Genomic DNA, 22,030 nt, shown 5'->3' with positions numbered 1-22,030 from the left:
CTGGCTAATGCGATTAGCACAGTGTCTTTTCTTTAGTAAAAGTTTCTACTAAGTCCATCAATTCTTTAGCAGTTGGCTGAGCAAGTGCTTGCTCTGCTAGTGCTTTTGCATCATCGTAATTCGCGTTACGAATCACTTTTTTGATGCGAGGAATTGAAATAGCACTCATACTAAACTCATCTAATCCCATGCCGAGAAGGAGCAATGTTGCTCGTTCATCTCCAGCAAGTTCACCACACATTCCAGTCCATTTACCTTCAGCATGTGATGCATCAATTACCTGTTTTATCAGGTTGAGTACTGCAGGTGACATTGGATTATATAGATGAGATATCAGCTCATTTCCACGGTCTACAGCCAGAGTATATTGTGTTAGATCGTTAGTCCCAATACTAAAAAAGTCAACTTCTTTTGCCATATGACGAGCCATCACTGCTGCGGCAGGGGTTTCTACCATCACACCGACTTCAATAGATTCATCAAAAGCTTTCTTTTCTTCACGAAGCTGGCTTTTTAGTATTTCAAGTTCTGCTTTCAATGCACGGATCTCTTCAACAGAGATAATCATTGGAAACATAATGCGTAGTTTACCAAAAGCAGATGCTCTTAAGATAGCACGTAATTGTGGATGAAGGATCTCTTTACGGTCAAGACAAATACGAATTGCACGCCAGCCTAAGAATGGGTTCTCTTCTTTTGGTAGGTTCATGTAAGGTAAGTCTTTATCACCACCAATATCCATAGTACGAATAATGACCGCAGGACTTCCCACTGCTTCGGCTACTGCTTTATAGGCTTGGAATTGTTCCTCTTCTGTTGGTAAAGAGTCTCTATCCATAAATAAGAATTCAGTACGATACAGACCAACACCTTCAGCACCGTTACGTTCAGCACCCGCAACATCTCGAACTGTACCAATATTAGCGCAAACTTCGACTTGATGCCCATCAAGTGTAATAGCAGGTAGGTCTTTAAGTTTTGCCAATTCTTCTTTTTCGTGCAGGTACTCGTCTTTGATTGCTTTTAATGTTTCGAGTTCCTCATCTGATGGATTAATAATGATTTTGTTATTAATCGCATCAAGAACAAGATAATCGTCTTTTTTAATGGTTTGTGTCGCATTAGATGTTCCCACGATAGCTGGAATTTCTAATGAACGAGCCATAATAGAGGTGTGAGATGTTCTACCGCCTAAATCAGTGATAAAACCTAATACGTTGTCTAAGCTTAATTGAGCAGTTTCAGATGGGGTAAGGTCTGTTGCAACTAAAATAACTTTTTCTGAAATAGCACTTAGATCGATAATTGGCATTTCTAAAATATTGCGCATCAAGCGTTTACCAATATCACGGACGTCAGCCGCACGCTCTTTTAGATATTCGTCATCTAACGCTTCTAATGCAGTTGCTTGATCTTCAATAACTGATTGAACAGCAGCTTCAGCGGTTTTTTTGTCACTTTTGATGAGAGCAACAATTTCTTGTTCTAATTCTTCATCTTCTAGCAACATGATATGACCTTCAAAGATTTCGGCTTTATCCGCACCAAGGTTTTTTTCAGCACGTTCTTTAATAATTTCTAGTTGTTGTGCAGATTTATTACGGCCGTCTTTAAAGCGTTCGATTTGATCCTCAATTTCATCACTTTGGATCTTACGTTGGCTAATAATGATAGGTTCTTCTTTGAGGAGAAGGGTCTGACCAAATGCGATACCGGGTGATGCTAAAATTCCTGAAATCATAATTTATCCTACGACTTGCTGGTGATAATCTTAAAAGAATAGGATTGCAAAATACTGTTGTTTTAAAATCATCATTGAAATTAACTCCCCTGAATAGTTTCAGGGGAATAAATACTGTGTTAATAATTAATCGCGAATTATTCTAATTCCGCCATTAATTTTACCAATGCTTCAACGGCTTGTTTTTCATCTTCGCCTTCTGCAGAGATAGTCACAACAGTACCTTGAGTTAAGCCTAACGTTTGTAATTTGAAAAGGCTCTTCGCGCTGGCAGATTTGCCGCTAGAGATAAGCGTGATATCTGAAGAGAATGTTTTGGCTTCTTTTACAAATTGTGCCGCAGGACGAGTATGTAAGCCGTTTGGTGCTGTAATAGTAACTTCTTGCTGGTACATAGGATATTTTCCTTTTATAACTCAATTGTTCACATTAAGTCAGGACTTAGTAAGTGTAGATGAATTTGTCCTGCTTTGCGTAGCAATATCAGATAATATTAAGTCGTAAAGCGTCATCTGATAAAAATAGTGTTCAGAAAGATAAAAGAGTTCGTTTTGTTATCTCGGTTATTTTCTGATTAATTTCGACCTTCGAAATAATTAATTGATTAAATACTAAACTCGAAGAAATAAATCACCTGTCTGGATGACAAACTTTGATCTCTACCACAAAAAAAGCACCATTGAGGTGCTTTTTTAATAAATATTTTACAATTGAGTGATGCGATTTAGCTGTCAGAAATATCAGCAAAAAGTGGTGTACTTAAATAACGCTCACCTGAAGAAGGCAAGATAACCACAATTTCTTTGTTTGCAAATTCGGGCTCTTTTGCAAGTTTTACGGCTGCCGCAATAGCTGCACCTGAAGAAATACCTGCGAGAATACCTTCTTTCGTCATAAGTTCACGAGCAGTATCAAAGGCTTCTTCGTTAGTGATTTGAATAACGCGATCCAGTAACGATAAATCTAGGTTTTCAGGAATAAAACCTGCTCCGATGCCTTGGATTTTATGAGGGCCTGGTTTAATTTCTTCACCAGCTAGAGCTTGAGTTATAACAGGGGAGTCTGCTGGTTCAACCGCAACCATTGTTACTGCTTTACCTTGTGTCTTTTTCAAATAGCGACCAATACCTGTAATAGTACCGCCAGTGCCGACGCCAGCAATAACAGCAGCTACTTCACCATCAGTGTCATTCCAGATTTCAGGGCCTGTGGTTTTTTCATGAATTTCAGGGTTAGCTGGATTACTAAATTGTTGTAGTAAAAGGTAACGGCCAGGATCGCTATCACGAATTTCATTGGCTTTATCGATAGCCCCTTTCATGCCTTTTGCGCCTTCAGTCAGCACTAAATTAGCCCCTAATGCTTTGAGTAATTTACGGCGCTCTACACTCATGGTATCAGGCATTGTCAGTGTTAATTTGTAGCCACGAGCTGCTGCAACATAAGCCAAAGCAATCCCAGTATTACCACTAGTAGGTTCTACAAGCTCAACACCCTCTTTAAGAATACCTTTCTTCTCTGCATCCCAAATCATGTTGGCACCGATACGGCATTTTACACTGAAGCTTGGGTTACGAGATTCCACTTTAGCCAGAATGTTACCATTTCCGAAATGCTTTAAGCGAATTAAAGGAGTGTGCCCAATAGTTTGCGAGTTGTCTTCGAAAATCTTGCTCATTTTTATCCTCGGTACATGATTTTTTATAAGGTCAGATGAAATTACCATACGCCATCAAGCTAAAGATGGAAATAAGCTTTATGAATATACTTATAACTTTTTTATCTTTTTATTCCAAAAGATTCTAATCAAGAGTCAGTGAGACAATTCACAAATTAATAAATCAAGAGATGTGCAGTATATTGATGGCTGATAATCTATTTTTAACTACATTTCTTGCAAATACAGGGGTCATAATGGAAACCATTGAAGAGTTGATTAACGCACTTGAACTCGCTGTACCAGAATTAGATGCGCAAGCTTTGCGTGAAAATTTACCCGAGTCCGATGCTCAAGAAGATGTACTTAATTGGCTATACGAATCGCTCTCTGCTCAAGGATTAATGGATTATGTGGAATGGACAGAATATTTTGGTGATATTCCTGACTTGAAATCGTTAGAACAGATTTCTTTGTCTGAATCACCTGGCGCACTGATTTTATCTCAAGTTGAAAATATTGATTGGGATGAGGTGAGTATTGATCCTTATATGTTGCCTTATGAACTACCTTATTTGGAATATATTAACTACTTTTTGACAGAAAAAGGGTTACGATTGGTTGATCTCACACCGTTTGAAAATGCTTATATTCTCTGCATTCGAGATGATGAAGAGATTATTGAAAAACTAGATGGTGCATTAAATATCTTTGAAATGGGAATTAATGAGCGTGAGCCGATGGATAGAGAAGAAACCAAAGATTATATTCGTTCATTAATTGAGTAGTCTGGCTAATAACAAAATAAGCCCAACCACGCTATTGAAAAAAGTTTAAAATAAAACCCCGCTTACAATTAAATAAAACGGGGTTTTTTGTATTTATCGAGATGTTGCTAAATTAGTTAGGCTTACCACTGCCCATCTTGCACATGCTGTTTACGATAACGATCGCACCACATTGCCGTTGCTCCACAAATTGCGACGGGCATGATGACTAAATTTAGAATAGGGATCATGGTAAAAATATTAATAACCATACCAAATTGAAGGTTATTCCATTTGTCCTGTTTGAGTGAGGATTTCATCGCTGAAAATGAAATTTTATGGTTATCAAATGGGAAGTCATTATATTGAATTGCCATCATCCAAGCACCAAAAGCAAACCATAAAATAGGGGCAACGGTTTGTCCGATAGCAGGAATAAAATAGAGCAATAACAAGACAATAGCGCGTGGTAAATAATAAGCTATTTTAATTAGCTCACGTTTTAAAATACGTGGAACATCTTTCAATATACCCGCAATACCCGTATCTGGTGGTGCAATGCCAGTTATTTGGCCTTCTAATTTCTCAGCCAATAATCCATTAAACGGAGAAGCGATAATATTGGCTAAGGTACTAAAGAAATAAGTGAACACTAATAAGATAAAAATAACGGATAATGGCCAGATTAAATAACTCAACCACTGTAACCAATCAGGCACTTTTTCCATCATCCAATTGACCATGCCACCAATTTGACCATATAACCACCAAAAGGCGCTTCCGAGAATAATAATATTGGCTAGTAATGGTAAGATAACAAAACGTTTTAGCCCTTTGCGTGTAATTAAACGCCAACCAAGAGCAAAATAATGAAATCCATTTAAATTTTTATTCGTTTCTGTCAAATTTGTCATACTTCCTATTCTCTCCAATGAGGGCAAGCTAGTATCATATAGGGAGATAATCAGCCTTACTAGTCATGAATTGTCTAAAAAATGTGCATAAGAGATTGATGTGTGTATCTTTGTGACAAGAAAATTAAGTATTGGCTTGCACTTATGAGCATTGGCAAATACTCTTAGTAAAAAGTAATATTTGCCAACGTGGCTATTAAACCTCAAGACAACAGAGATAGAAATGATGCAGCAAAATTTGCGTCTGATATTAATCGTTGTTGGTGCGATTTTAATCATAGCTTTGTTATTACACGGCTTATGGATTGGTCGAAAAGAGCGTTCTAAGCTTTTCCGTAATCGCCCAGTAAAACGTCAGAAACAGAATTATCAGTCAGATGAGAACGATGACGAACCACAATATGCTGAGGCTAGTCATCAGACATCAACTTTATCCTCTACTGAAAAGCGGGAGAGTGAGCCACCGATAAAATCGGCGCCTCTACATGAACCTGAAATTTCAGTGGTAGATAGTGATCCATTAATGTCTGAAACCCAAACAAAAGGGAACTCTCACGATACTTCATTACAGCAAGAGCCCAGCCTTGGTGTTTTTGATGTGATTGAAAAAGAGCCAGCACCTATTGTTAGAGATGAGCCAAAACCAGCTCCTGCGGTTAATGTTGCGAGTGAAATAAAATCACACGTTAATACAGAAAGCCCATCTGCAAATTTTGAGCCTTCAATTTCAGAGACAGCGGCTCATGTGACTCCTGTTGAAACTGAGGTTTCGCATCATGTTCCTGCTGAAGAGTCAATGGCAGAATCGGCTTCACAAGCGTCAGAAGCAGAGAAAGAGCTGGTTATTGTTCTAAACGTAAGTGCACATCATGGTCAAATGCTGGATGGTGAAGCGTTAATGCAAAGTATCATTCAAGCTGGATTCCAGTTTGGTGAAATGAATATTTTCCATCGTCATCTTAATCCAACAGCTGATGGGCCTGTATTGTTTAGTTTAGCGAATATGGTGAAACCGGGAACATTTAATATTGATACAATGGCGGAATTGACGACACCAGGTGTATCAATGTTTATGATGGTGCCATCTTATGGTGATGCTAACCAAAACTTTAAATTGATGTTACTTACGGCTCAACGTATAGCATCTGATGTAGGTGGTGTTGTGCTGGATGATGAACGCAAACTCTTAACGCCACAAAAAATCGAGCTTTATAAATCTAGAATTCGCAGGACGTTGGATCTAAATCAATAGCTTTATACTCGTCATACTTCAAGTTGCAGCGTTGTTGACTACGTTCATTCGCACTAGTCACATACTGATGAATGCTCCTAGCGATTCGTTTACTTGTCGCCTAGCTGCACCTCGAATTATTTAGAGTATATATCTGTAAAAATACCCCCGCTTGCGGGGGTTTTTCTTCTTTGGTGATAATCATGAATAAAAACACTCAACAAAAAATTGATAAACTTCGCGTTACTCTACGTCACCATGAATATCTCTATCATGTCATGGACGCACCTGAAATACCTGATGCTGAATACGATCGCTTAATGAATGAGCTAAAAGCATTAGAAGCTGAATATCCCGAATTAATTACCTCTGATTCGCCTACACAGCGAGTTGGTGCCTTACCTCTAACTGCATTTGAGCAAGTGAGACATGAAATTCCGATGCTCTCCTTAGATAATGCTTTTGATGAAACAAGCTATCTGGCGTTTGATAAGCGTTTACGTGATCGTTTAAAGAATAGTGAAGAGATTACTTTCTGCTGTGAATTAAAATTAGATGGATTGGCTGTCAGTTTACTTTATGAAAATGGAGTATTAGTACAAGCTGCAACGCGTGGTGATGGTACAACAGGGGAAAATATCACTGAGAATGTAAGAACGATCAAAGCCATTCCACTGCGTTTATATGGTGAAAATATTCCTACTCGTATTGAGATCCGTGGCGAAGTCTTTATGAATGAAAAAGGGTTTGAATATTTAAATGAGGAAGCTCGTCGCACAGGTGGAAAAGTTTTTGCTAACCCTCGTAATGCTGCAGCCGGCTCATTAAGACAGCTTGATCCCCGTATCACAGCAAAACGTCCATTAACCTTTTTCTGTTATGGGGTCGGGGTACTCGAAGGTGGAGAATTACCAACAAGCCACTATAAGCGCCTACAACAGTTTAAAAAATGGGGATTGCCCGTTAGTGATGCTGTTAAACTTTGCACAGGTAGCAAAGCAGTACTTGATTTTTACCACCATGTAGAAGAAATTCGCCCTAACTTAGGCTTTGATATCGATGGTGTCGTTATTAAGGTGGATGATATTGCTCTGCAAGAAGAGCTGGGTTTTGTCTCAAGAGCACCACGTTGGGCTATTGCTTATAAATTTCAAGCTCAAGAGCAAATGACGATTATCAAAGATGTCGAATTTCAAGTTGGACGTACTGGAGCAATTACCCCTGTTGCTCGTTTAGAGCCGGTACAAGTTGCTGGTGTTGTTGTGAGTAATGCTACATTACACAATGCTGATGAAATTGAACGCTTAGGGATACGCATTGGCGATACGGTGGTTATTCGTCGAGCAGGTGATGTTATTCCTCAGGTTGTTAGTGTGATCGAAGAGAAACGTCCAGCTGATGCACAAGAGATTATTTTTCCAACGCAATGCCCAATTTGCCAATCTGATATAGAGCGTATTGAAGGCGAAGCGGTAGCGCGTTGTACAGGAGGATTAATTTGTGGTGCACAACGTAAAGAAGCACTTAAGCATTTTGTTTCTCGTCGTGCGATGGATGTCGATGGTATGGGCGATAAAATTATCGACCAACTGGTTGAAAAAGAGTATGTCAAAACGCCAGCAGATCTTTTTCGTTTAGATGAAAAAATCCTATCTGGTTTAGAGCGAATGGGTGAAAAATCAGCAAAAAAATTGATCACTGCTTTAGACAAGGCTAAATCAACGACATTTGCGCGTTTTATTTATGCTCTCGGAATTAGAGAAGTCGGTGAAGCAACGGCAAGTGGATTAACCGCCCATTTTTCTACGCTTGAAGCATTACGAAATGCGGATGTTGAAGCGCTAAAATTAGTCCCTGATGTAGGCGATATCGTGGCTAAACATGTCGTTAATTTCTTCCAAGAAGAACACAATAGAACGGTTATTGATCAATTGATCAATGATGCTGGTATTACATGGCAAGCACCTATTATTGTGACTCATGAAGTGGGTGAAAATCCTTTTGCAGGTAAAACTGTCGTGTTAACTGGATCACTTTCACAGTTAACCCGTGATGAAGCAAAAGACAGATTAGTTGCATTAGGTGCAAAAGTGAGTGGAAGTGTTTCTAAAAAAACTGACATGGTGATTGCGGGTGAAGCGGCTGGCTCTAAGTTAGTGAAAGCTAATGAATTAGGGATAACTGTTATCGATGAAGATGAAATGATACGATTACTTGATCAATCGAAATAATCATTCTACTATTTAATAAATGCTACTGGAAAACCTTCCTAGTAGCATTTTTTACTTAAGCTAAATGTACATTTAATGTTCCTTAAGTAACTTTGAAAATGTGATCAACCTATCTTATTTAATAAATAGTGTGTATATGGTTTCATAGTATTGTGACAAAAATCACATCGTAATGTTACGCGTTACATAAAATGCTCTACAAGATTTATTTTTATTTTTGGAGCATGCATGTCTTCTATCATTCACTTCGTTTTAGCACTCGCCGTTATTGGCGCATTAGCATTCATTGCGAGTAACAATCGCAAAGGGATCCGTCTGCGTTATATCGTGCAGTTATTAGTTATTGAAATCGCATTAGCATGGTTTTTCCTCAACTCTGATGTTGGCGAGGGCTTTGTTCGTGGATTCGCTGGATTATTTGATCACTTATTAGGTTATGCCGCACAAGGTACTGAGTTCGTATTCGGTGGCATGATGAAAGGTGGTTTAGCATTCTTCTTCCTGAATGTTTTATGTCCAATTATCTTTATTTCTGCATTAATTGGTATTCTTCAGCATATCAAAGTATTACCTTTCGTGATCCGTATTATCGGTACAGTGCTTTCTAAAGTGAATGGTATGGGGAAACTGGAATCATTCAACGCAGTGAGCTCATTAGTTCTTGGTCAATCAGAGAACTTTATTGCTTATAAAGATGTTTTAGGCAAAATGTCTCAGCGTCGTATGTACACTATGGCTGCAACAGCAATGTCGACAGTATCAATGTCAATTGTTGGAGCATACATGACAATGTTAGATCCAAAATACGTTGTTGCTGCTCTAGTACTGAATATGTTCAGTACCTTTATCGTCCTTTCGGTGATTAACCCATATTCTGTTGAGAATGAAGAAGATATTCAAATGGGTAATCTTCATGAAGGTCAAAGCTTCTTTGAAATGTTAGGTGAATACATTCTAGCTGGTTTCAAAGTTGCGTTAATCGTAGCTGCAATGCTGATTGGGTTTATTGCCTTAATTGCTGCAGTGAATGCAATTTTCAGCATGATTTTTGGTATTAGCTTCCAAGATTGCTTAGGTTACGTTTTTTATCCATTAGCATGGGTTATTGGTGTTCCAGAGCAAGATGCATTACGTGTTGGTAGTGTTATGGCAACTAAACTAGTGTCTAACGAATTCGTTGCAATGGGTAGCTTACAAGATATTGCTGCTGAAATTTCACCGCGTTCTGTTGGTATCTTGTCTGTATTCTTAGTTTCATTTGCTAACTTCTCTTCAATCGGGATTGTGGCAGGTGCGATTAAAGGTTTAAACGAAGTACAAGGAAACGTTGTTTCTCGTTTCGGTTTGAAATTACTGTTTGGTTCTACATTAGTAAGCTTCTTATCCGCAGCTATCGCAGGTCTGTTTGTTTAATCTTGGAAGATAAAATAGATAGGTAGCATGTGAATAAAATAACAATGTAAATTGCATCACTTGTTAATCAAGTAACAGAAAATCAAGCAGTACCTTTGGGTACTGCTTTTTTTATCTTTAAATTACCCTATAATCGGAACTATTTCTTCAAGGGCAATGTGGTAGAGAACATGTTAGAGAAACAGCATCTTATTGATATAGCAAACACACAAATGCCATTTGGTAAGTACAAAGGGCGAATGTTAGTTGATTTACCTGAAGAGTATTTATTATGGTTTGCTAAGAAAGGACAGTTCCCTGAAGGAAAACTAGGGCAACTCATGGAGATGACCCTTGCAATTAAAATTGAAGGCTTAGAAGGACTATTAAAGCCCTTAAAGCGATGATGTTAATTATTATCTATACCGGATTTTTCAGGTGTTAATGCATTAATAATTTTCTGACTTAATTCAATAAATAATGTTTGTTCTCCGAGCGTTAAACATTCACTTATTTTTTCAGCATTTTGTTTTCGACCTAATGCTGCTCTTGCTAAAAAAGCGTGACCTTCATCAGTTAAATGGGTAATAAATTCACGCTTATCTTTTTCAGAACGTTTTTGTGCAATAAATCCTAATGATTTTAATCCTCGCATAAATTTCGACAAATTTTGTCTTGAAATAGCCAAAGAATCACTCAATTGAGAAGGGGTTAAGTCACCTCGTAAGCGTAATAATTCCAAAATATCATATTGACCCCACGTGACTTGCTCTGGGGTATAACGAGTTCGCTGCGCGACTAATGTACATTGTAATAATGACAATGCATTTTCTAATTCACATTTTTCCATAAATACGCCATCTCATGAATTATGTTAACTAAAGTTAATATTATCAGGTCATTCATTTTGAACAAACTTTATATTGATTAACTAAAGTTAATCAAATATTATGGTATATAGTTAACTTTGGTTAATTATTTTATGGTTGCTTGATAGAAACTGATGTTATTGATAAGAGGTAAAGTTGAAATGATGGATTATTTTAAAGGTAGAGTGATTTTAGTCACTGGTGCAAGTACTGGTGTAGGTGAAGGTATTGCACAGTTACTATTTCAACGTGGTGCGACGGTTTTCATTACAGGTAGGCATTTAGATCAAGTAATAAAAACAGCACGTTCTATTGATATAACAGGCGAGAAAGTGATTGCTTTACAGGCTGATATGACCTCATCTTCTCAAGTCGAAAAAATGATTGAGGCTGTTATGTCTCAAGCTGGAGCATTACATGGCTTGGTTAATAATGCAGGGATCACGGGGCCTCATAATACGTCTATTGTGGATTATGAGATTGAAGATTGGAAAGCAGTAATTGATACAGATATCAATGGCGTATTTTATGGCTTGAAATATGGTATACCCGCAATATTAAAAAGTGGGGGAGGGAGTATTGTGAATCTTTCTTCATCTAATGGCATCGTGGGAATTGCGGGTATTTCAGCATATACAGCAGCTAAACACGCCGTATTAGGGATCACACGTTCAGCTGCGCTTGAGTTTGCAGATAAAGGAATAAGGATCAATGCTATTGGGCCTGGGTATGTTGATACGCCAAGAATGCAAATGCTGCCCAACGAAGTTCGTGAATGGATGGCAAATACACACCCAATGAAAAGAATGGCAACTAGAGATGAAGTCGCTAAAACGGTTGCTTTTTTACTTTCAGATGAGAGCAGTTTCTCAACAGGAGCGTTTTATGCCATTGATGGCGGTTACACTGCACAGTAGAAATAAATAAAGGGAGAGTAGAAAACAAAAAATCCCGAAGATTTCTCTTCAGGATCTTAAAATTCTGGTGGAGCTAAACGGGATCGAACCGTTGACCTCTTGCATGCCATGCAAGCGCTCTCCCAACTGAGCTATAACCCCACATATTGGATTGTTCTAGAAGTATATTGGTGGAGCTAAGCGGGATCGAACCGCTGACCTCTTGCATGCCATGCAAGCGCTCTCCCAACTGAGCTATAGCCCCAACATACTGGAACGGGCTTGATAATAGGCAACAAGCACAATACTGTCAATCAGTTAATCTCACATTATTTATTGATTGCTGAAAAAGAGTACAAAAAAAAGATACATTCCCTATTTTAGGAATGTATCTTTCTTGATAAGCAAGATTAACGAGTAAATTAAGCTTGGTTTTCTCTTTCAGTAATAAAGTCTAATGCTTTATTAATACGTGCAATACTCCGTGTTTTACCAATAGCATGAACAGTAACATCTAAGCCTGGAGATTGGCCTGCACCCGTTACAGCAACACGTAATGGCATACCCACTTTACCCATACCGATTTCCAATTCATCAGCGGTATCTTGAATAGCTTGGTGAATATTTTCAGCTGTCCACTCCGTAATTGCTGATAATTTATCGCGAACAACTTCTAATGGTTGACGAGCAACTGGGCGTAAATGTTTTTTCGCAGCTGTTTCTTCAAAGTTCTCGAAATCAACATAGAAGTAATGGCAACTTTCAGCCATCTCTTTTAATGTTTTACAGCGTTCGCCTAATAATTTGATCAGTTCAACTAATGATGGGCCATTACTGGTATCAATATTTTGTTGTTTGATATGCCAATCTAAATGAACAGCGACTTTCTCAGCTGGCAGTGTATTGATGTAGTGATGGTTTAACCAAAGTAGTTTATCAGTATTAAATGCACTGGCTGATTTACTGATAGCTTCTAAAGTGAAGTGTTCAATCATTTCATCAATAGTAAAGATCTCTTGGTCACCATGAGACCAACCTAAACGTACTAAGTAGTTTAATAGTGCTTCTGGTAAATAGCCCTCATCACGATATTGCATTACGCTGACAGCGTTATAACGTTTAGATAATTTTTTACCATCATCACCTAAAATCATTGATACGTGAGCATATTCTGGTACAGGCGCACCTAATGCTTTGAGAATATTGATTTGGCGAGGTGTGTTGTTGATATGATCTTCACCACGAATAACGTGAGTGATTTCCATATCCCAGTCATCAATAACAACACAGAAGTTATAAGTTGGGGATCCATCAGTACGACGAATAATTAGATCGTCAAGCTCTTGGTTACTAAATTCAATTGGGCCACGAATTTTGTCATCAAAAATAACAGAACCTTCTTGAGGATTTAAGAAACGCACAACATGAGGCTCATCAGCGCTGTGATTATGGTTACCACCACGGCAACAACCATCGTAACGCGGTTTTTCACCTTTGGCCATTTGATCTTCGCGTAGCTGTTCTAAACGCTCTTTAGAGCAATAGCAACGGTATGCAGTACCCGCAGATAACATTTGATCAATCACTTGGTTATAGCGATCGAAGCGTTTAGTCTGATAATAAGGACCTTCATCCCAATTCAGATTTAACCAATTCATACCGTCCATGATTGCATCGATGGCTGGCTGAGTAGAACGTTCTAAGTCGGTATCTTCTATACGCAGTACAAATTCGCCCTTATTGTGACGGCTATATAACCAGGAATAAAGTGCGGTACGCGCACCACCAACATGTAGATAGCCAGTAGGACTTGGTGCAAAACGGGTTTTTATTTTACTCATTGGGATTGCCTTTGTACGTCTTACTTATATAGATAAGTAATCGTGATTATCAAAAAAACGAAATGGTTACCTCATTTTATCACTGGATGTTAATTCCTCAATGGCATTAAGCCTTTAACAGAGATAAAATTTTCAAATTGATGATTTTTTGTTTGACGAAGAGTACCCGTAGGATTATTTTGGTTAATTGCTGTATCACTTATGATGCTAAAAAAAGCATCTTGACTAAAAATAAAACGAACGATCATTTTCACAATAAAAAACTGATAAAAATCGTTGACTCATAGCGCAGTATCCCTATAATGCACCCCATCACGACGGGCGGTTAGCTCAGTTGGTAGAGCATCTCCCTTACAAGGAGGAGGTCGTTGGTTCGAGCCCAATACCGCCCACCATTATTTTCGTTGTGATAAGTTGTATGATTTAGTGTGATTGGGCGGTTAGCTCAGTTGGTAGAGCATCTCCCTTACAAGGAGGAGGTCGTTGGTTCGAGCCCAATACCGCCCACCAATTACATTAAAGCGTGGTAGTGAGAATTTAGTCATCATGAAGTGGGCGGTTAGCTCAGTTGGTAGAGCATCTCCCTTACAAGGAGGAGGTCGTTGGTTCGAGCCCAATACCGCCCACCACTTCATTCGGTTATTTCGCGCAATATCACATAATTAGGTATGGGTCGTTAGCTCAGTCGGTAGAGCAGTTGACTTTTAATCAATTGGTCGGGCGTTCGAATCGCCCACGACCCACCATTCCTAAGAATACAACATAAAGTAGTGAACATTGTGACGGGTCGTTAGCTCAGTCGGTAGAGCAGTTGACTTTTAATCAATTGGTCGGGCGTTCGAATCGCCCACGACCCACCATTCACAAAGCTACTTACAGATTTACGCAAAAATTATTAAATGGGTCGTTAGCTCAGTCGGTAGAGCAGTTGACTTTTAATCAATTGGTCGGGCGTTCGAATCGCCCACGACCCACCATTTAATAGTTCAGCGGGCGGTTAGCTCAGTTGGTAGAGCATCTCCCTTACAAGGAGGAGGTCGTTGGTTCGAGCCCAATACCGCCCACCACTTCTTTATTTCTTCGTTATACTTTCTTATTTATTTTCCTCGCATTTTTATAAAATAATCAATAAGAGTCATTTAGTTTTTGATAGCTGTGTGATGAAATCTAGTCATATTTTTTGGACATTAATTGTTGTCTCTGTGTCTGCTGTTCATGACTTTGCTCATCGTCTTATTTATAACTGTGTATCCTTACACGTGTATGCTTTCCTAGTTCCTTGTATTGAGCTCATTTCGTTATATCAAAGCAATAATTAGCTACAGCTCTTGTGCCTTTGGGCAATGCGTTTCTAAGATTTTTTTAACTTATTATTGCATTGCGCTTTCTGTGAAAAGGGGGCATAAGTCGGATTCTTTATTACACTTTTTTACATCCAGCCATGTTTTATCATTTAAATTGAAGTGCTTAAAAATAAGTCGTTCTTTTATTGTTAAGTTAATCATTTTAGAGCAGGGGCCTAACTTAATAGAAGATATGTATTTATTTTTGAACAGAGAACAAGTTTTGTTCTGAAAATATAAAAAATTACTCTAATCAAAAAGGAAGTATCTACTCCTCCTGAGCATAAATATAGGTTTTCCTAGTTTATTCATAAAATTAAACAACCTTAAATACACTGTTATAAATTATTTGAGCATTTTTTATGAGCAATATCTCTCATAAAATGAGCAAGTTAAAACATTTTAAGTCACTATTGAAAAATATTTGGTACTCCCTTTTTAAGGAAAAGTTCAGAAGATTAAAAGATAAAAATTGGGTTTTATAGTTTATCTTCTTTTCTAAAGATACGACAAAATGAGTGAATTTACTTAACGTTTAATTTAAAATAGATTGGATTTAAAATTTGATGTTTATCAATGTTTGCATAATAATGCACTGGATCATAAATGATATAAAGCAAAAATCACTTATTTTATCAGTAATTGATTTGTCCTAGAGTGGTTAATTTCATTTTTTATGAAAAATGGAGAAATTTGTGCATCTAGCAGGAATATAAATTATATAAAAATATTAATGTTTATTTTATCCTATGGATAACTCTTATACAGTGTAAGTGTGATTACTTAGGATATAAAATAATTGATTTTTATTTTTATTAACAAAATTAGATCATGCTAAAGTTGATATTTAACAGTTTATTCTTTTGTGAATTTAACTTAATGTCTATCGATTACTCTATTTTTGCAATGTACTAAATGTGCGTATTTGAGTGAAAAAGAAAGAATAATATTGTGTCGTCATAACAAGACCACTTTTTATGATAATAAGTATGCTCTTTGAATAACTTACTGATAAACAATATATTAATATTCGTTTTTTCTCTATTTTATAAAGAAGATTTTCAATCTAATTGAAACTTAAAATAAGTTATTTATTAATAAAAATTCAAAAAAATGAGTAATTAGGTCTATTCTTTATTTATTCTAGTGTAATAAAGAATTGAGGAGTATGAAATATATTTAGCTGAAAGAGTAAGTGTTTATGCTTATATAAATTAATTAACAAATGTTTAAAATGTGATTTATATCTATATTTTAGTGTAAATCTCGTAACATTATGATATTAAAATATAATATAGACTTTTTTATAAACTCATCAGATTTCATTGATTTTAATTAAGCTAGTTAATAAAAATAAAAAAATCGTTACCTTTATGAGGTTAATTTATTATTTTAAATAAATTAGTCTGACATAACTTGATTTATTTTTACACAATACCAATAATCATACTTTAAATTAATATAATTATAGATAATAATTCTAATTAATGAGTAAAATTTAAGGAAAAAAAAACGTGATTTTATAAGTAAAATATTTCAACTATATGAAAATAAAGGAAATATACCATTATCCTAAGTATTGTTTACTAGTATGAGTAAATCATTGCACCTGCACTATCTTTTTTTGACTGGTTGAAAGTGTTTAAATGCGTAGTATATTATTTACATATGATAAGTCATGTTTTGAATTGTAATATTTCTTATCTACTAAAAATAATATTTTATTAAAACAAAAAGGTGTCATCAATAATATATCTTTTTATATATTATTGCGCAGGAATACGCCATTATAAATTAGATATCAATCAAAGTGAAAAGCGAGAACAATATTATGAGTAGCAAGTATCCAGTCGCTTATGCTGTTGGACAAAAAATTAAGTCATTAAGAAAATCTCAAGGTTATACTGTATTTCAGTTAGCAAAAGAAATTGATATTAGTGAACAACAGTTATTTCGTTATGAGCGTGGTGTAAACCGTATTGATATTGATTGCTTAGTTAAAGTACTTGAAGTACTAGGTGTTAATATTGGTAGCTTCTTTGAAGAAGTAACTGGCGGAATGGCTCAAGAAACTGAGCTAAATGAACAACATATTCCAGCTCATTTCGATAGCAAGGCTCTTTCTATTTTCTAATAATATTTTTAAATTAGAAAATAACTCATTTTTGAATAGCTAAATTGAGTAAGATAATTCTTATATACAAATGTTTCTCTTTAGTTAGTTAATAATAAGAATTATCTTAGCGGATGAAATGAAGTCGCTATATGAAATAAATGCCCTTATTAGGGCATTTTATGTTTATAGAGATAAATATTTTTAATTTTTACAAAAAGAAGAATAATTTTATTGTAAATGAACTAAAATCTTCATGCTTAGAGAAATATATTATCATATTTATTAGTATGAGAAAAAATAGCTAATTGATGCTTGTTTAGAATAAGCTACTCATAAAATTACCTCTTATATTACCTACCACAATTTTACCTCCTGGTAACATTTTTGAAGCTATTAAACGTATAATTTATGTTTTTCACATCAATAAATTAAAAAATCCATTTAATATGATAAATGCAAAATATACGTATTGGTGAAAATAGGTTATCAGATCAAAAGTTAAGTATTATCATTAAATGACTGTTTTTGATAATGATAGTTAATATCATATCAGGATAGATTATTGTTGCCTTTTGATCGAGATGAAAAGGTAGTAACAATAAGTCTTTGAGCAGTTTAAGAATATGATTTAGTTGCTGGTCGGTTGAGTAGATATTAAAAGACCTGTTAGGATTATTTAGAGAGATTAATATGCTTTGCTTGTTCTGGGTATAAAACATTTATTAATCATAAAAATAGTAAGATCTCTCTGCAGTTTGACAACACTACTAACACAAGCCTTTACGATTTGTATAAATTCGGTCTTTATGTATCGCAGTAATAGATTGTCATTTAGGCATATTTTTTAGCGTTGTCATTGTGCATTAGATTGCTTCCTTGTTACAAAAAAGGTTATGAAATTCTGAATTAAGATCAAAAAATGCCCGTTTAAACGGGCATTTTAGGAAATGAAATGTAACAGAAGAAATATTGAGAAATTAATGTTCTGTTTTTTCTGCTATGGATCCATGATCTTCATGTTTCTGATGGCGATGATGACCATCGATCATGCTACGGAATGTTTGAGTAAAAGTATCACCCAGTGTACATAAATAGAAGTGTGCACAAATAAACATTAATGCCACAATACCTAAAACTAAGTGTGCTTTTAACATCCAATAGCCATAGCCAAGTACTTCTGGATATAAACATAATAATCCAGTAACAAGTAACAGTGGCACTAAACCAAACATCACACCTAAGTAAGCGAGTTGTTGAAGTGGGTTAAACTTGTTGGTTTCAGTTGCAGCGAAAGGATGTGGTTCGCCTTTCATTATACCGTAAAGATAAAAGCGAGCTTGTTTGATACAACGACCAATTAATCCGCTAAATTTTACTTTGTAATGTACACCGTTATTAGTTGTTAGATTGATAAAAATAAAACCAATCCAGAACGCGATAAGAACAAAACCACAGATCTTATGTAACAGTACCATTGATGTAACATTGCCGATAGAGAAATGCCCTAAAAAGCCACTTAATAGCAATAGGATAAATAGTAAAGCATTACCCCAGTGCCAAAAACGAATTGCTTTGGAGTATAAATAAACACGTTCTTCTTCATAATGACCAGCGTGTTTTGGTGCAAGGGCATAGCGTAGTAAACCATGAATAACTAATACTGCTATCATAGCAACGATTAATAAACCAGCTGCGATTAACCATACAGGCCAATAATCTGGCGTATAATGGAGTTCTGCTCCCCAGATACTAGTCATGCTTTATCTCCCTGATGGATTTCTTTACGACGGAATAAACTCGGTTTTCCGACATTATCTAATTGGTATTGATAAACGGATTTTTGTTTGATCCAAGCCTGAATTTCAGGTGAGTCAATGCGACCAAAAGCAAGTGCATCTGTTGGGCATACTGATACGCATGCGGGTAATTCTCCCTCAGCTAATCGAGTATCAGAACAGAAGTTACATTTGTCTGCGATATGTGTCACTGGGTTGATATAACGAACATGGTAAGGACAAGCACCAACACAGTAATCACAGCCAATACACAGCTCTTTTTTCACCTGAACGATACCATTTTCATCAATAAAAGAGGCACCAGTAGGGCAAACAGAAACACAAGGCGCATCTTCACAGTGTTGGCAAGAAACACGGAAAAATTGGTAATGTGGATGACCTGCTTCATCGTTATGAGGACCCTGTATTTGGACTTGAAGTCGGCTAAATCCTTCTGGAATGTCATTGATGACTTTACACGCAACAGTACAAGCTTGGCAGCCAATACAACGTTTCTCATCATGTAACATGACAAATTGTTTATCATTATTGTTCATCGTTATTTTTTTCCTTAAGCCCGACTAATTTTGACACCTGATGTATGCACATCAGTACCTGATACAGGGCTAATCTCATGATGTAATAAATTGCCACAGTGAACGCCTGTCGTTGTCGCAGCTGTTTTCGCGCCTGCTTTTGCACCTGATCCCATATAAACAAATACGGTGTCAGGGCGAATGCCTTCAGTAATCAGAGCATGTGCTTTTTCTTTACCGATACTGTTTTCTAGAATGATTTCATCACCATGTTTAATACCATGATTTTTAGCTGTTTCAGGGTGAAGCCAAACAGGGTTTTTCCACATTAATTCAGCTAATAATGGTACATATTGTGTTGCACCATTAGTGTGAACGGCGACTTTGCCTTGAATAAAATAAAGCTCGTCTTTTTCTTTTAATGGGAAGTTGTGGAAGCGTGGAATACCGTAGTTTTCTAAACGGCTTTCTAGTTCCTCAGAGTAGATTTCAATTAAGCCACTCGGTGATTTAAATGACAGTGATTTTTCCATCATATTATTGCCATCAACATGCTTGATAGCATCAGGATATTGCTCAACAAAGGCTTTTACATAAGAAGGCTCACGTAAAAGTAATGGGATACCATAGGACAAGTAGCCTTTTTTATGGATTTCCTTATACAGTGCTTCATCACCATTGACTTGATATAGCTGACGAACACCCATATTTTCCCATGGGAAATATTGAGCTAATCCCAGTTTTTTCCCTAATTCCATCCAAATTAACCAGCTTGGTTTTGTATCACCAATTGGCTCGACAACTTGCTGGCGTAATGCATAAGCTGGATTTAAACCTGAAACATCAGAAATCTCTTCATCACGTTCTAAATAAGTTGTTTCAGGTAATAGATAATCGGCATAAGCGGCACTTTCGCTTAAATAAACATCACAGCTAACAATTAAGTCTAATTTCTGTGCGGTTTTTTCTAGCTCAGGGCGACAACTTACTGTTTGGAATGGGTTATGGCGAGACATAATCCATGCTCTGGTTTGATATGGCACACCGTTTAATGTTGAATCAATAATAGATTGAACGATACCACCACCTTTATTGATATATTTAAATTGAGGTGCAGTAGCATCAATACGTTTTGCTGTAATTTCTGGCATTCCCTTAACGCTTGGTTTAGCGAGTTCAGGCGCAACATTAATACCCGCGAGTTTATTGTATTTTGATGCTGCTTTTTTCTGATACATGCCACCTTCACGTTCAAAGTTACCGAGCAATGCATTGAAGGTGAAGATCATTCTGCGCATATTAATTTCTTCTTTATTAAAGGTTGCGCGGTGACCAGGCATAATCAGTGCATGAGGTGCTTGGGATGCAATCTCACGAGCAATGCGAACAATATCGTTAGCTGGAACATCAGAATGAGATTGAGCCCATTCAGGGGTTGTATCTTGTAGAACTTCTTTTAATTGTGGGAAACCTACCGTAAATTTCTCAATGAAATCTTTATCGTAGAGATCTTCTTTAATTAATATATGACACATTGCCATTAGAACAGGTAAATCCCCGCCTGGGCGGATCGCGTACCACTCATCAGCTTTACTTGAAACAACAGATAAACGAGGATCAAAGCTGACTAATTTCGCACCACGTTCTTGTGCTGTCATTAACTCATGAGTTTCTGCAACTTCAATACCTTCATAAAGGTTATGACCAAAAGAGATAATATATTTTGAATTTGCGAGATCCATTTTAAGATCGCCACCCATCATAACAGATGCTGCAATGGCTTTACCTGCAGGGCATGTTGATGCGTGTGTAAACGTATTGGGGGAGCCAAATGCAGCCGCTAAATGGAAAAGATGAGATGAGAGCGATCCGGATTTTGAGGAGAAAGAGATGCTTTCTGCGCCATAGTTTTGCTTTATGGCATTCATTTTTTCGGCGATTTCGCTATAAGCTTGTTCCCAACTTATCACTTCCCATTCACCCGCGCCTCTTGGACCTTTGCGTTTCATAGGTTTGACAATACGGTTTGGGTCATTAACTAGGCTAACACCACTGCCACCTCTTGCACAAACTCGGCTACTTTGGTGTTCAGCATTTCTATTTCCTTGGATAAAAACAGTCTTGTTGTTAACAACCTGAGCTTCTATTGGACAACGATAAGAACACATTTCACACAGGCTAGGTGTTAATTTTGACTGACCCTTAAGAGAATCTACAGGATTAAATGCAAGTGCACCTGGTGGTAAACTACTTACGGTACAACCCACACATCCTATTCCCATCCCCTTAATGAAAGAACGACGACTAATACTCATATAACCTCCAGTTTCTTCTTATAGCTAAATATTATATACGGACGGTTAAATAAATATTTGAAGGTGTCTCCATTTTATTAATCCATAAGTGATGACTTAGTTGTAAATAATAAATAATAGAGAATAATAAGTTAATAAATATCACTAAATAAATTAACTAAAATAGACAAAATTAAATGATAATTATTTTCTTCTATTAAATGCTATAATAAAGTTTCGGAGAAGGAATAGAGGTTTTTTATAGATATGATAGTTATATATTGTTCTTTTAAATTCACTAACTTATGGTATTAATCTATTTTGTTAAAGTGTATTTTAAATATATTATTAATAATAATTAAGATTTGACAAAAAAACCTATCGATATATAATTTATTATATATCGAGTGTTGGTTATATTGTAATT

At 36.5% G+C, this 22,030-nt stretch carries 16 protein-coding genes and 9 tRNA genes; 14 read left to right on the top strand and 11 right to left on the bottom strand.

The window, feature by feature from the left end; translation table 11 throughout:
• Nucleotides 1-13: 13 nt before the first annotated feature.
• The 3 genes from ptsI to cysK all read right to left on the bottom strand — a co-directional run bounded on the left by ptsI (nucleotide 14) and on the right by cysK (nucleotide 3,419).
• The gene (gene ptsI / locus H1225_RS09645; protein ID WP_072063226.1) at nucleotides 14-1,741 is read right to left on the bottom strand and encodes a phosphoenolpyruvate-protein phosphotransferase PtsI; all 1,728 of its coding nucleotides are present in this window, start codon (nucleotides 1,739-1,741) and stop codon (nucleotides 14-16) included.
• 137 nt (nucleotides 1,742-1,878) lie between these two features.
• Complete coding sequence (gene ptsH / locus H1225_RS09640; protein WP_006533407.1) at nucleotides 1,879-2,136, bottom strand: phosphocarrier protein Hpr; 258 nt, start codon at nucleotides 2,134-2,136, stop codon at nucleotides 1,879-1,881.
• A 329-nt stretch (nucleotides 2,137-2,465) separates the two neighbouring features.
• Entirely contained in the window at nucleotides 2,466-3,419 is a 954-nt protein-coding gene (cysK, locus tag H1225_RS09635) for a cysteine synthase A (RefSeq protein WP_161671465.1), read from the bottom strand.
• A gap of 236 nt (nucleotides 3,420-3,655) precedes the next feature.
• Here cysK and H1225_RS09630 point away from each other — a divergent pair, with 236 nt between their 5' ends.
• Nucleotides 3,656-4,186: a hypothetical protein gene (locus H1225_RS09630; protein WP_072063224.1), complete on the top strand. Its 531-nt coding sequence runs from the start codon at nucleotides 3,656-3,658 to the stop codon at nucleotides 4,184-4,186.
• A gap of 122 nt (nucleotides 4,187-4,308) precedes the next feature.
• On the opposite strand, the gene cysZ is transcribed toward H1225_RS09630, so the two are convergent.
• On the bottom strand, nucleotides 4,309-5,079 hold the full coding sequence (cysZ, locus tag H1225_RS09625; protein WP_109847720.1) for a sulfate transporter CysZ: 771 nt from the start codon (nucleotides 5,077-5,079) through the stop codon (nucleotides 4,309-4,311).
• 223 nt (nucleotides 5,080-5,302) lie between these two features.
• On the opposite strand from cysZ, the gene zipA reads away from it, so the two are divergent.
• The 4 genes from zipA to H1225_RS09605 all read left to right on the top strand — a co-directional run bounded on the left by zipA (nucleotide 5,303) and on the right by H1225_RS09605 (nucleotide 10,340).
• Nucleotides 5,303-6,331 carry a cell division protein ZipA gene (zipA, locus tag H1225_RS09620; protein ID WP_239739099.1) on the top strand — a complete coding sequence of 343 codons (1,029 nt, stop codon included), beginning with the start codon at nucleotides 5,303-5,305 and terminating at the stop codon, nucleotides 6,329-6,331.
• A 182-nt stretch (nucleotides 6,332-6,513) separates the two neighbouring features.
• On the top strand, nucleotides 6,514-8,541 hold the full coding sequence (gene ligA / locus H1225_RS09615) for an NAD-dependent DNA ligase LigA (RefSeq protein ID WP_115065498.1): 2,028 nt from the start codon (nucleotides 6,514-6,516) through the stop codon (nucleotides 8,539-8,541).
• Between the two features lie 228 nt (nucleotides 8,542-8,769).
• The gene (locus H1225_RS09610; protein WP_006533399.1) at nucleotides 8,770-9,954 is read left to right on the top strand and encodes a NupC/NupG family nucleoside CNT transporter; all 1,185 of its coding nucleotides are present in this window, start codon (nucleotides 8,770-8,772) and stop codon (nucleotides 9,952-9,954) included.
• A 170-nt stretch (nucleotides 9,955-10,124) separates the two neighbouring features.
• Complete coding sequence (locus tag H1225_RS09605; RefSeq protein WP_072063220.1) at nucleotides 10,125-10,340, top strand: DUF3820 family protein; 216 nt, start codon at nucleotides 10,125-10,127, stop codon at nucleotides 10,338-10,340.
• A gap of 2 nt (nucleotides 10,341-10,342) precedes the next feature.
• Here the strand turns inward: H1225_RS09605 and H1225_RS09600 are convergent, their stop codons facing one another.
• Nucleotides 10,343-10,783 (bottom strand): MarR family winged helix-turn-helix transcriptional regulator, encoded by a 441-nt coding sequence (locus tag H1225_RS09600; RefSeq protein WP_072063219.1) that lies wholly within the window; start codon nucleotides 10,781-10,783, stop codon nucleotides 10,343-10,345.
• A gap of 183 nt (nucleotides 10,784-10,966) precedes the next feature.
• On the opposite strand from H1225_RS09600, the gene H1225_RS09595 reads away from it, so the two are divergent.
• Nucleotides 10,967-11,719 carry an SDR family NAD(P)-dependent oxidoreductase gene (locus H1225_RS09595; RefSeq protein ID WP_072063487.1) on the top strand — a complete coding sequence of 251 codons (753 nt, stop codon included), beginning with the start codon at nucleotides 10,967-10,969 and terminating at the stop codon, nucleotides 11,717-11,719.
• A gap of 65 nt (nucleotides 11,720-11,784) precedes the next feature.
• Here H1225_RS09595 and H1225_RS09590 read toward each other — a convergent pair.
• From H1225_RS09590 to gltX, 3 genes are all read right to left on the bottom strand, one after another.
• A tRNA-Ala gene (locus tag H1225_RS09590) sits at nucleotides 11,785-11,860 on the bottom strand.
• 27 nt (nucleotides 11,861-11,887) lie between these two features.
• Nucleotides 11,888-11,963: transfer RNA gene (locus H1225_RS09585), tRNA-Ala, on the bottom strand.
• Between the two features lie 157 nt (nucleotides 11,964-12,120).
• On the bottom strand, nucleotides 12,121-13,539 hold the full coding sequence (gltX, locus tag H1225_RS09580) for a glutamate--tRNA ligase (protein ID WP_006533395.1): 1,419 nt from the start codon (nucleotides 13,537-13,539) through the stop codon (nucleotides 12,121-12,123).
• A 319-nt stretch (nucleotides 13,540-13,858) separates the two neighbouring features.
• Here gltX and H1225_RS09575 point away from each other — a divergent pair.
• The 8 genes from H1225_RS09575 (at nucleotide 13,859) to H1225_RS09540 (ending at nucleotide 17,016) form a co-directional block, all read left to right on the top strand.
• Nucleotides 13,859-13,934, top strand: a tRNA-Val gene (locus H1225_RS09575).
• 39 nt (nucleotides 13,935-13,973) lie between these two features.
• Nucleotides 13,974-14,049 (top strand) — tRNA-Val (locus tag H1225_RS09570).
• A gap of 43 nt (nucleotides 14,050-14,092) precedes the next feature.
• Nucleotides 14,093-14,168, top strand: a tRNA-Val gene (locus H1225_RS09565).
• Nucleotides 14,169-14,209: 41 nt separating this feature from the next.
• Nucleotides 14,210-14,285, top strand: a tRNA-Lys gene (locus H1225_RS09560).
• Between the two features lie 38 nt (nucleotides 14,286-14,323).
• Nucleotides 14,324-14,399 (top strand) — tRNA-Lys (locus H1225_RS09555).
• 41 nt (nucleotides 14,400-14,440) lie between these two features.
• A tRNA-Lys gene (locus H1225_RS09550) sits at nucleotides 14,441-14,516 on the top strand.
• A 14-nt stretch (nucleotides 14,517-14,530) separates the two neighbouring features.
• Nucleotides 14,531-14,606: transfer RNA gene (locus H1225_RS09545), tRNA-Val, on the top strand.
• Nucleotides 14,607-16,713: 2,107 nt separating this feature from the next.
• Nucleotides 16,714-17,016: a helix-turn-helix domain-containing protein gene (locus tag H1225_RS09540; protein ID WP_006533394.1), complete on the top strand. Its 303-nt coding sequence runs from the start codon at nucleotides 16,714-16,716 to the stop codon at nucleotides 17,014-17,016.
• Between the two features lie 959 nt (nucleotides 17,017-17,975).
• Here H1225_RS09540 and phsC read toward each other — a convergent pair.
• From phsC to phsA, 3 genes are read right to left on the bottom strand one after another with little or no spacing between them, the layout of a single operon-like run.
• Nucleotides 17,976-18,755, bottom strand: a complete 780-nt coding sequence (gene phsC / locus H1225_RS09535; RefSeq protein WP_109847170.1) for a thiosulfate reductase cytochrome B subunit — start codon at nucleotides 18,753-18,755, stop codon at nucleotides 17,976-17,978.
• Entirely contained in the window at nucleotides 18,752-19,330 is a 579-nt protein-coding gene (locus H1225_RS09530) for a 4Fe-4S dicluster domain-containing protein (RefSeq protein WP_006533391.1), read from the bottom strand. Before H1225_RS09530 ends, phsC begins: the two co-directional genes overlap by 4 nt.
• Before the next feature lie 14 nt (nucleotides 19,331-19,344).
• Nucleotides 19,345-21,624, bottom strand: a complete 2,280-nt coding sequence (gene phsA, locus H1225_RS09525; protein ID WP_109847171.1) for a thiosulfate reductase PhsA — start codon at nucleotides 21,622-21,624, stop codon at nucleotides 19,345-19,347.
• Nucleotides 21,625-22,030: the final 406 nt, after the last annotated feature.

The organism is Proteus penneri, from assembly GCF_022369495.1.
Lineage (GTDB): Bacteria > Pseudomonadota > Gammaproteobacteria > Enterobacterales > Enterobacteriaceae > Proteus > Proteus penneri.
This window is presented reverse-complemented; position numbering and strand designations above follow the sequence as displayed.

Excerpts from the sequence above, each read along its gene's own strand:
- ptsI (WP_072063226.1), bottom strand. The coding sequence starts at position 1,741 with ATGATTTCAGGAATTTTAGCATCACCCGGTATCGCATTTGGTCAGACC.
- ptsH (WP_006533407.1), bottom strand. The coding sequence starts at position 2,136 with ATGTACCAGCAAGAAGTTACTATTACAGCACCAAACGGCTTACATACT.
- cysK (WP_161671465.1), bottom strand. The coding sequence starts at position 3,419 with ATGAGCAAGATTTTCGAAGACAACTCGCAAACTATTGGGCACACTCCT.
- H1225_RS09630 (WP_072063224.1), top strand. The coding sequence starts at position 3,656 with ATGGAAACCATTGAAGAGTTGATTAACGCACTTGAACTCGCTGTACCA.
- cysZ (WP_109847720.1), bottom strand. The coding sequence starts at position 5,079 with ATGACAAATTTGACAGAAACGAATAAAAATTTAAATGGATTTCATTAT.
- zipA (WP_239739099.1), top strand. The coding sequence starts at position 5,303 with ATGATGCAGCAAAATTTGCGTCTGATATTAATCGTTGTTGGTGCGATT.
- ligA (WP_115065498.1), top strand. The coding sequence starts at position 6,514 with ATGAATAAAAACACTCAACAAAAAATTGATAAACTTCGCGTTACTCTA.
- H1225_RS09610 (WP_006533399.1), top strand. The coding sequence starts at position 8,770 with ATGTCTTCTATCATTCACTTCGTTTTAGCACTCGCCGTTATTGGCGCA.
- H1225_RS09605 (WP_072063220.1), top strand. The coding sequence starts at position 10,125 with ATGTTAGAGAAACAGCATCTTATTGATATAGCAAACACACAAATGCCA.
- H1225_RS09600 (WP_072063219.1), bottom strand. The coding sequence starts at position 10,783 with ATGGAAAAATGTGAATTAGAAAATGCATTGTCATTATTACAATGTACA.
- H1225_RS09595 (WP_072063487.1), top strand. The coding sequence starts at position 10,967 with ATGGATTATTTTAAAGGTAGAGTGATTTTAGTCACTGGTGCAAGTACT.
- gltX (WP_006533395.1), bottom strand. The coding sequence starts at position 13,539 with ATGAGTAAAATAAAAACCCGTTTTGCACCAAGTCCTACTGGCTATCTA.
- H1225_RS09540 (WP_006533394.1), top strand. The coding sequence starts at position 16,714 with ATGAGTAGCAAGTATCCAGTCGCTTATGCTGTTGGACAAAAAATTAAG.
- phsC (WP_109847170.1), bottom strand. The coding sequence starts at position 18,755 with ATGACTAGTATCTGGGGAGCAGAACTCCATTATACGCCAGATTATTGG.
- H1225_RS09530 (WP_006533391.1), bottom strand. The coding sequence starts at position 19,330 with ATGAACAATAATGATAAACAATTTGTCATGTTACATGATGAGAAACGT.
- phsA (WP_109847171.1), bottom strand. The coding sequence starts at position 21,624 with ATGAGTATTAGTCGTCGTTCTTTCATTAAGGGGATGGGAATAGGATGT.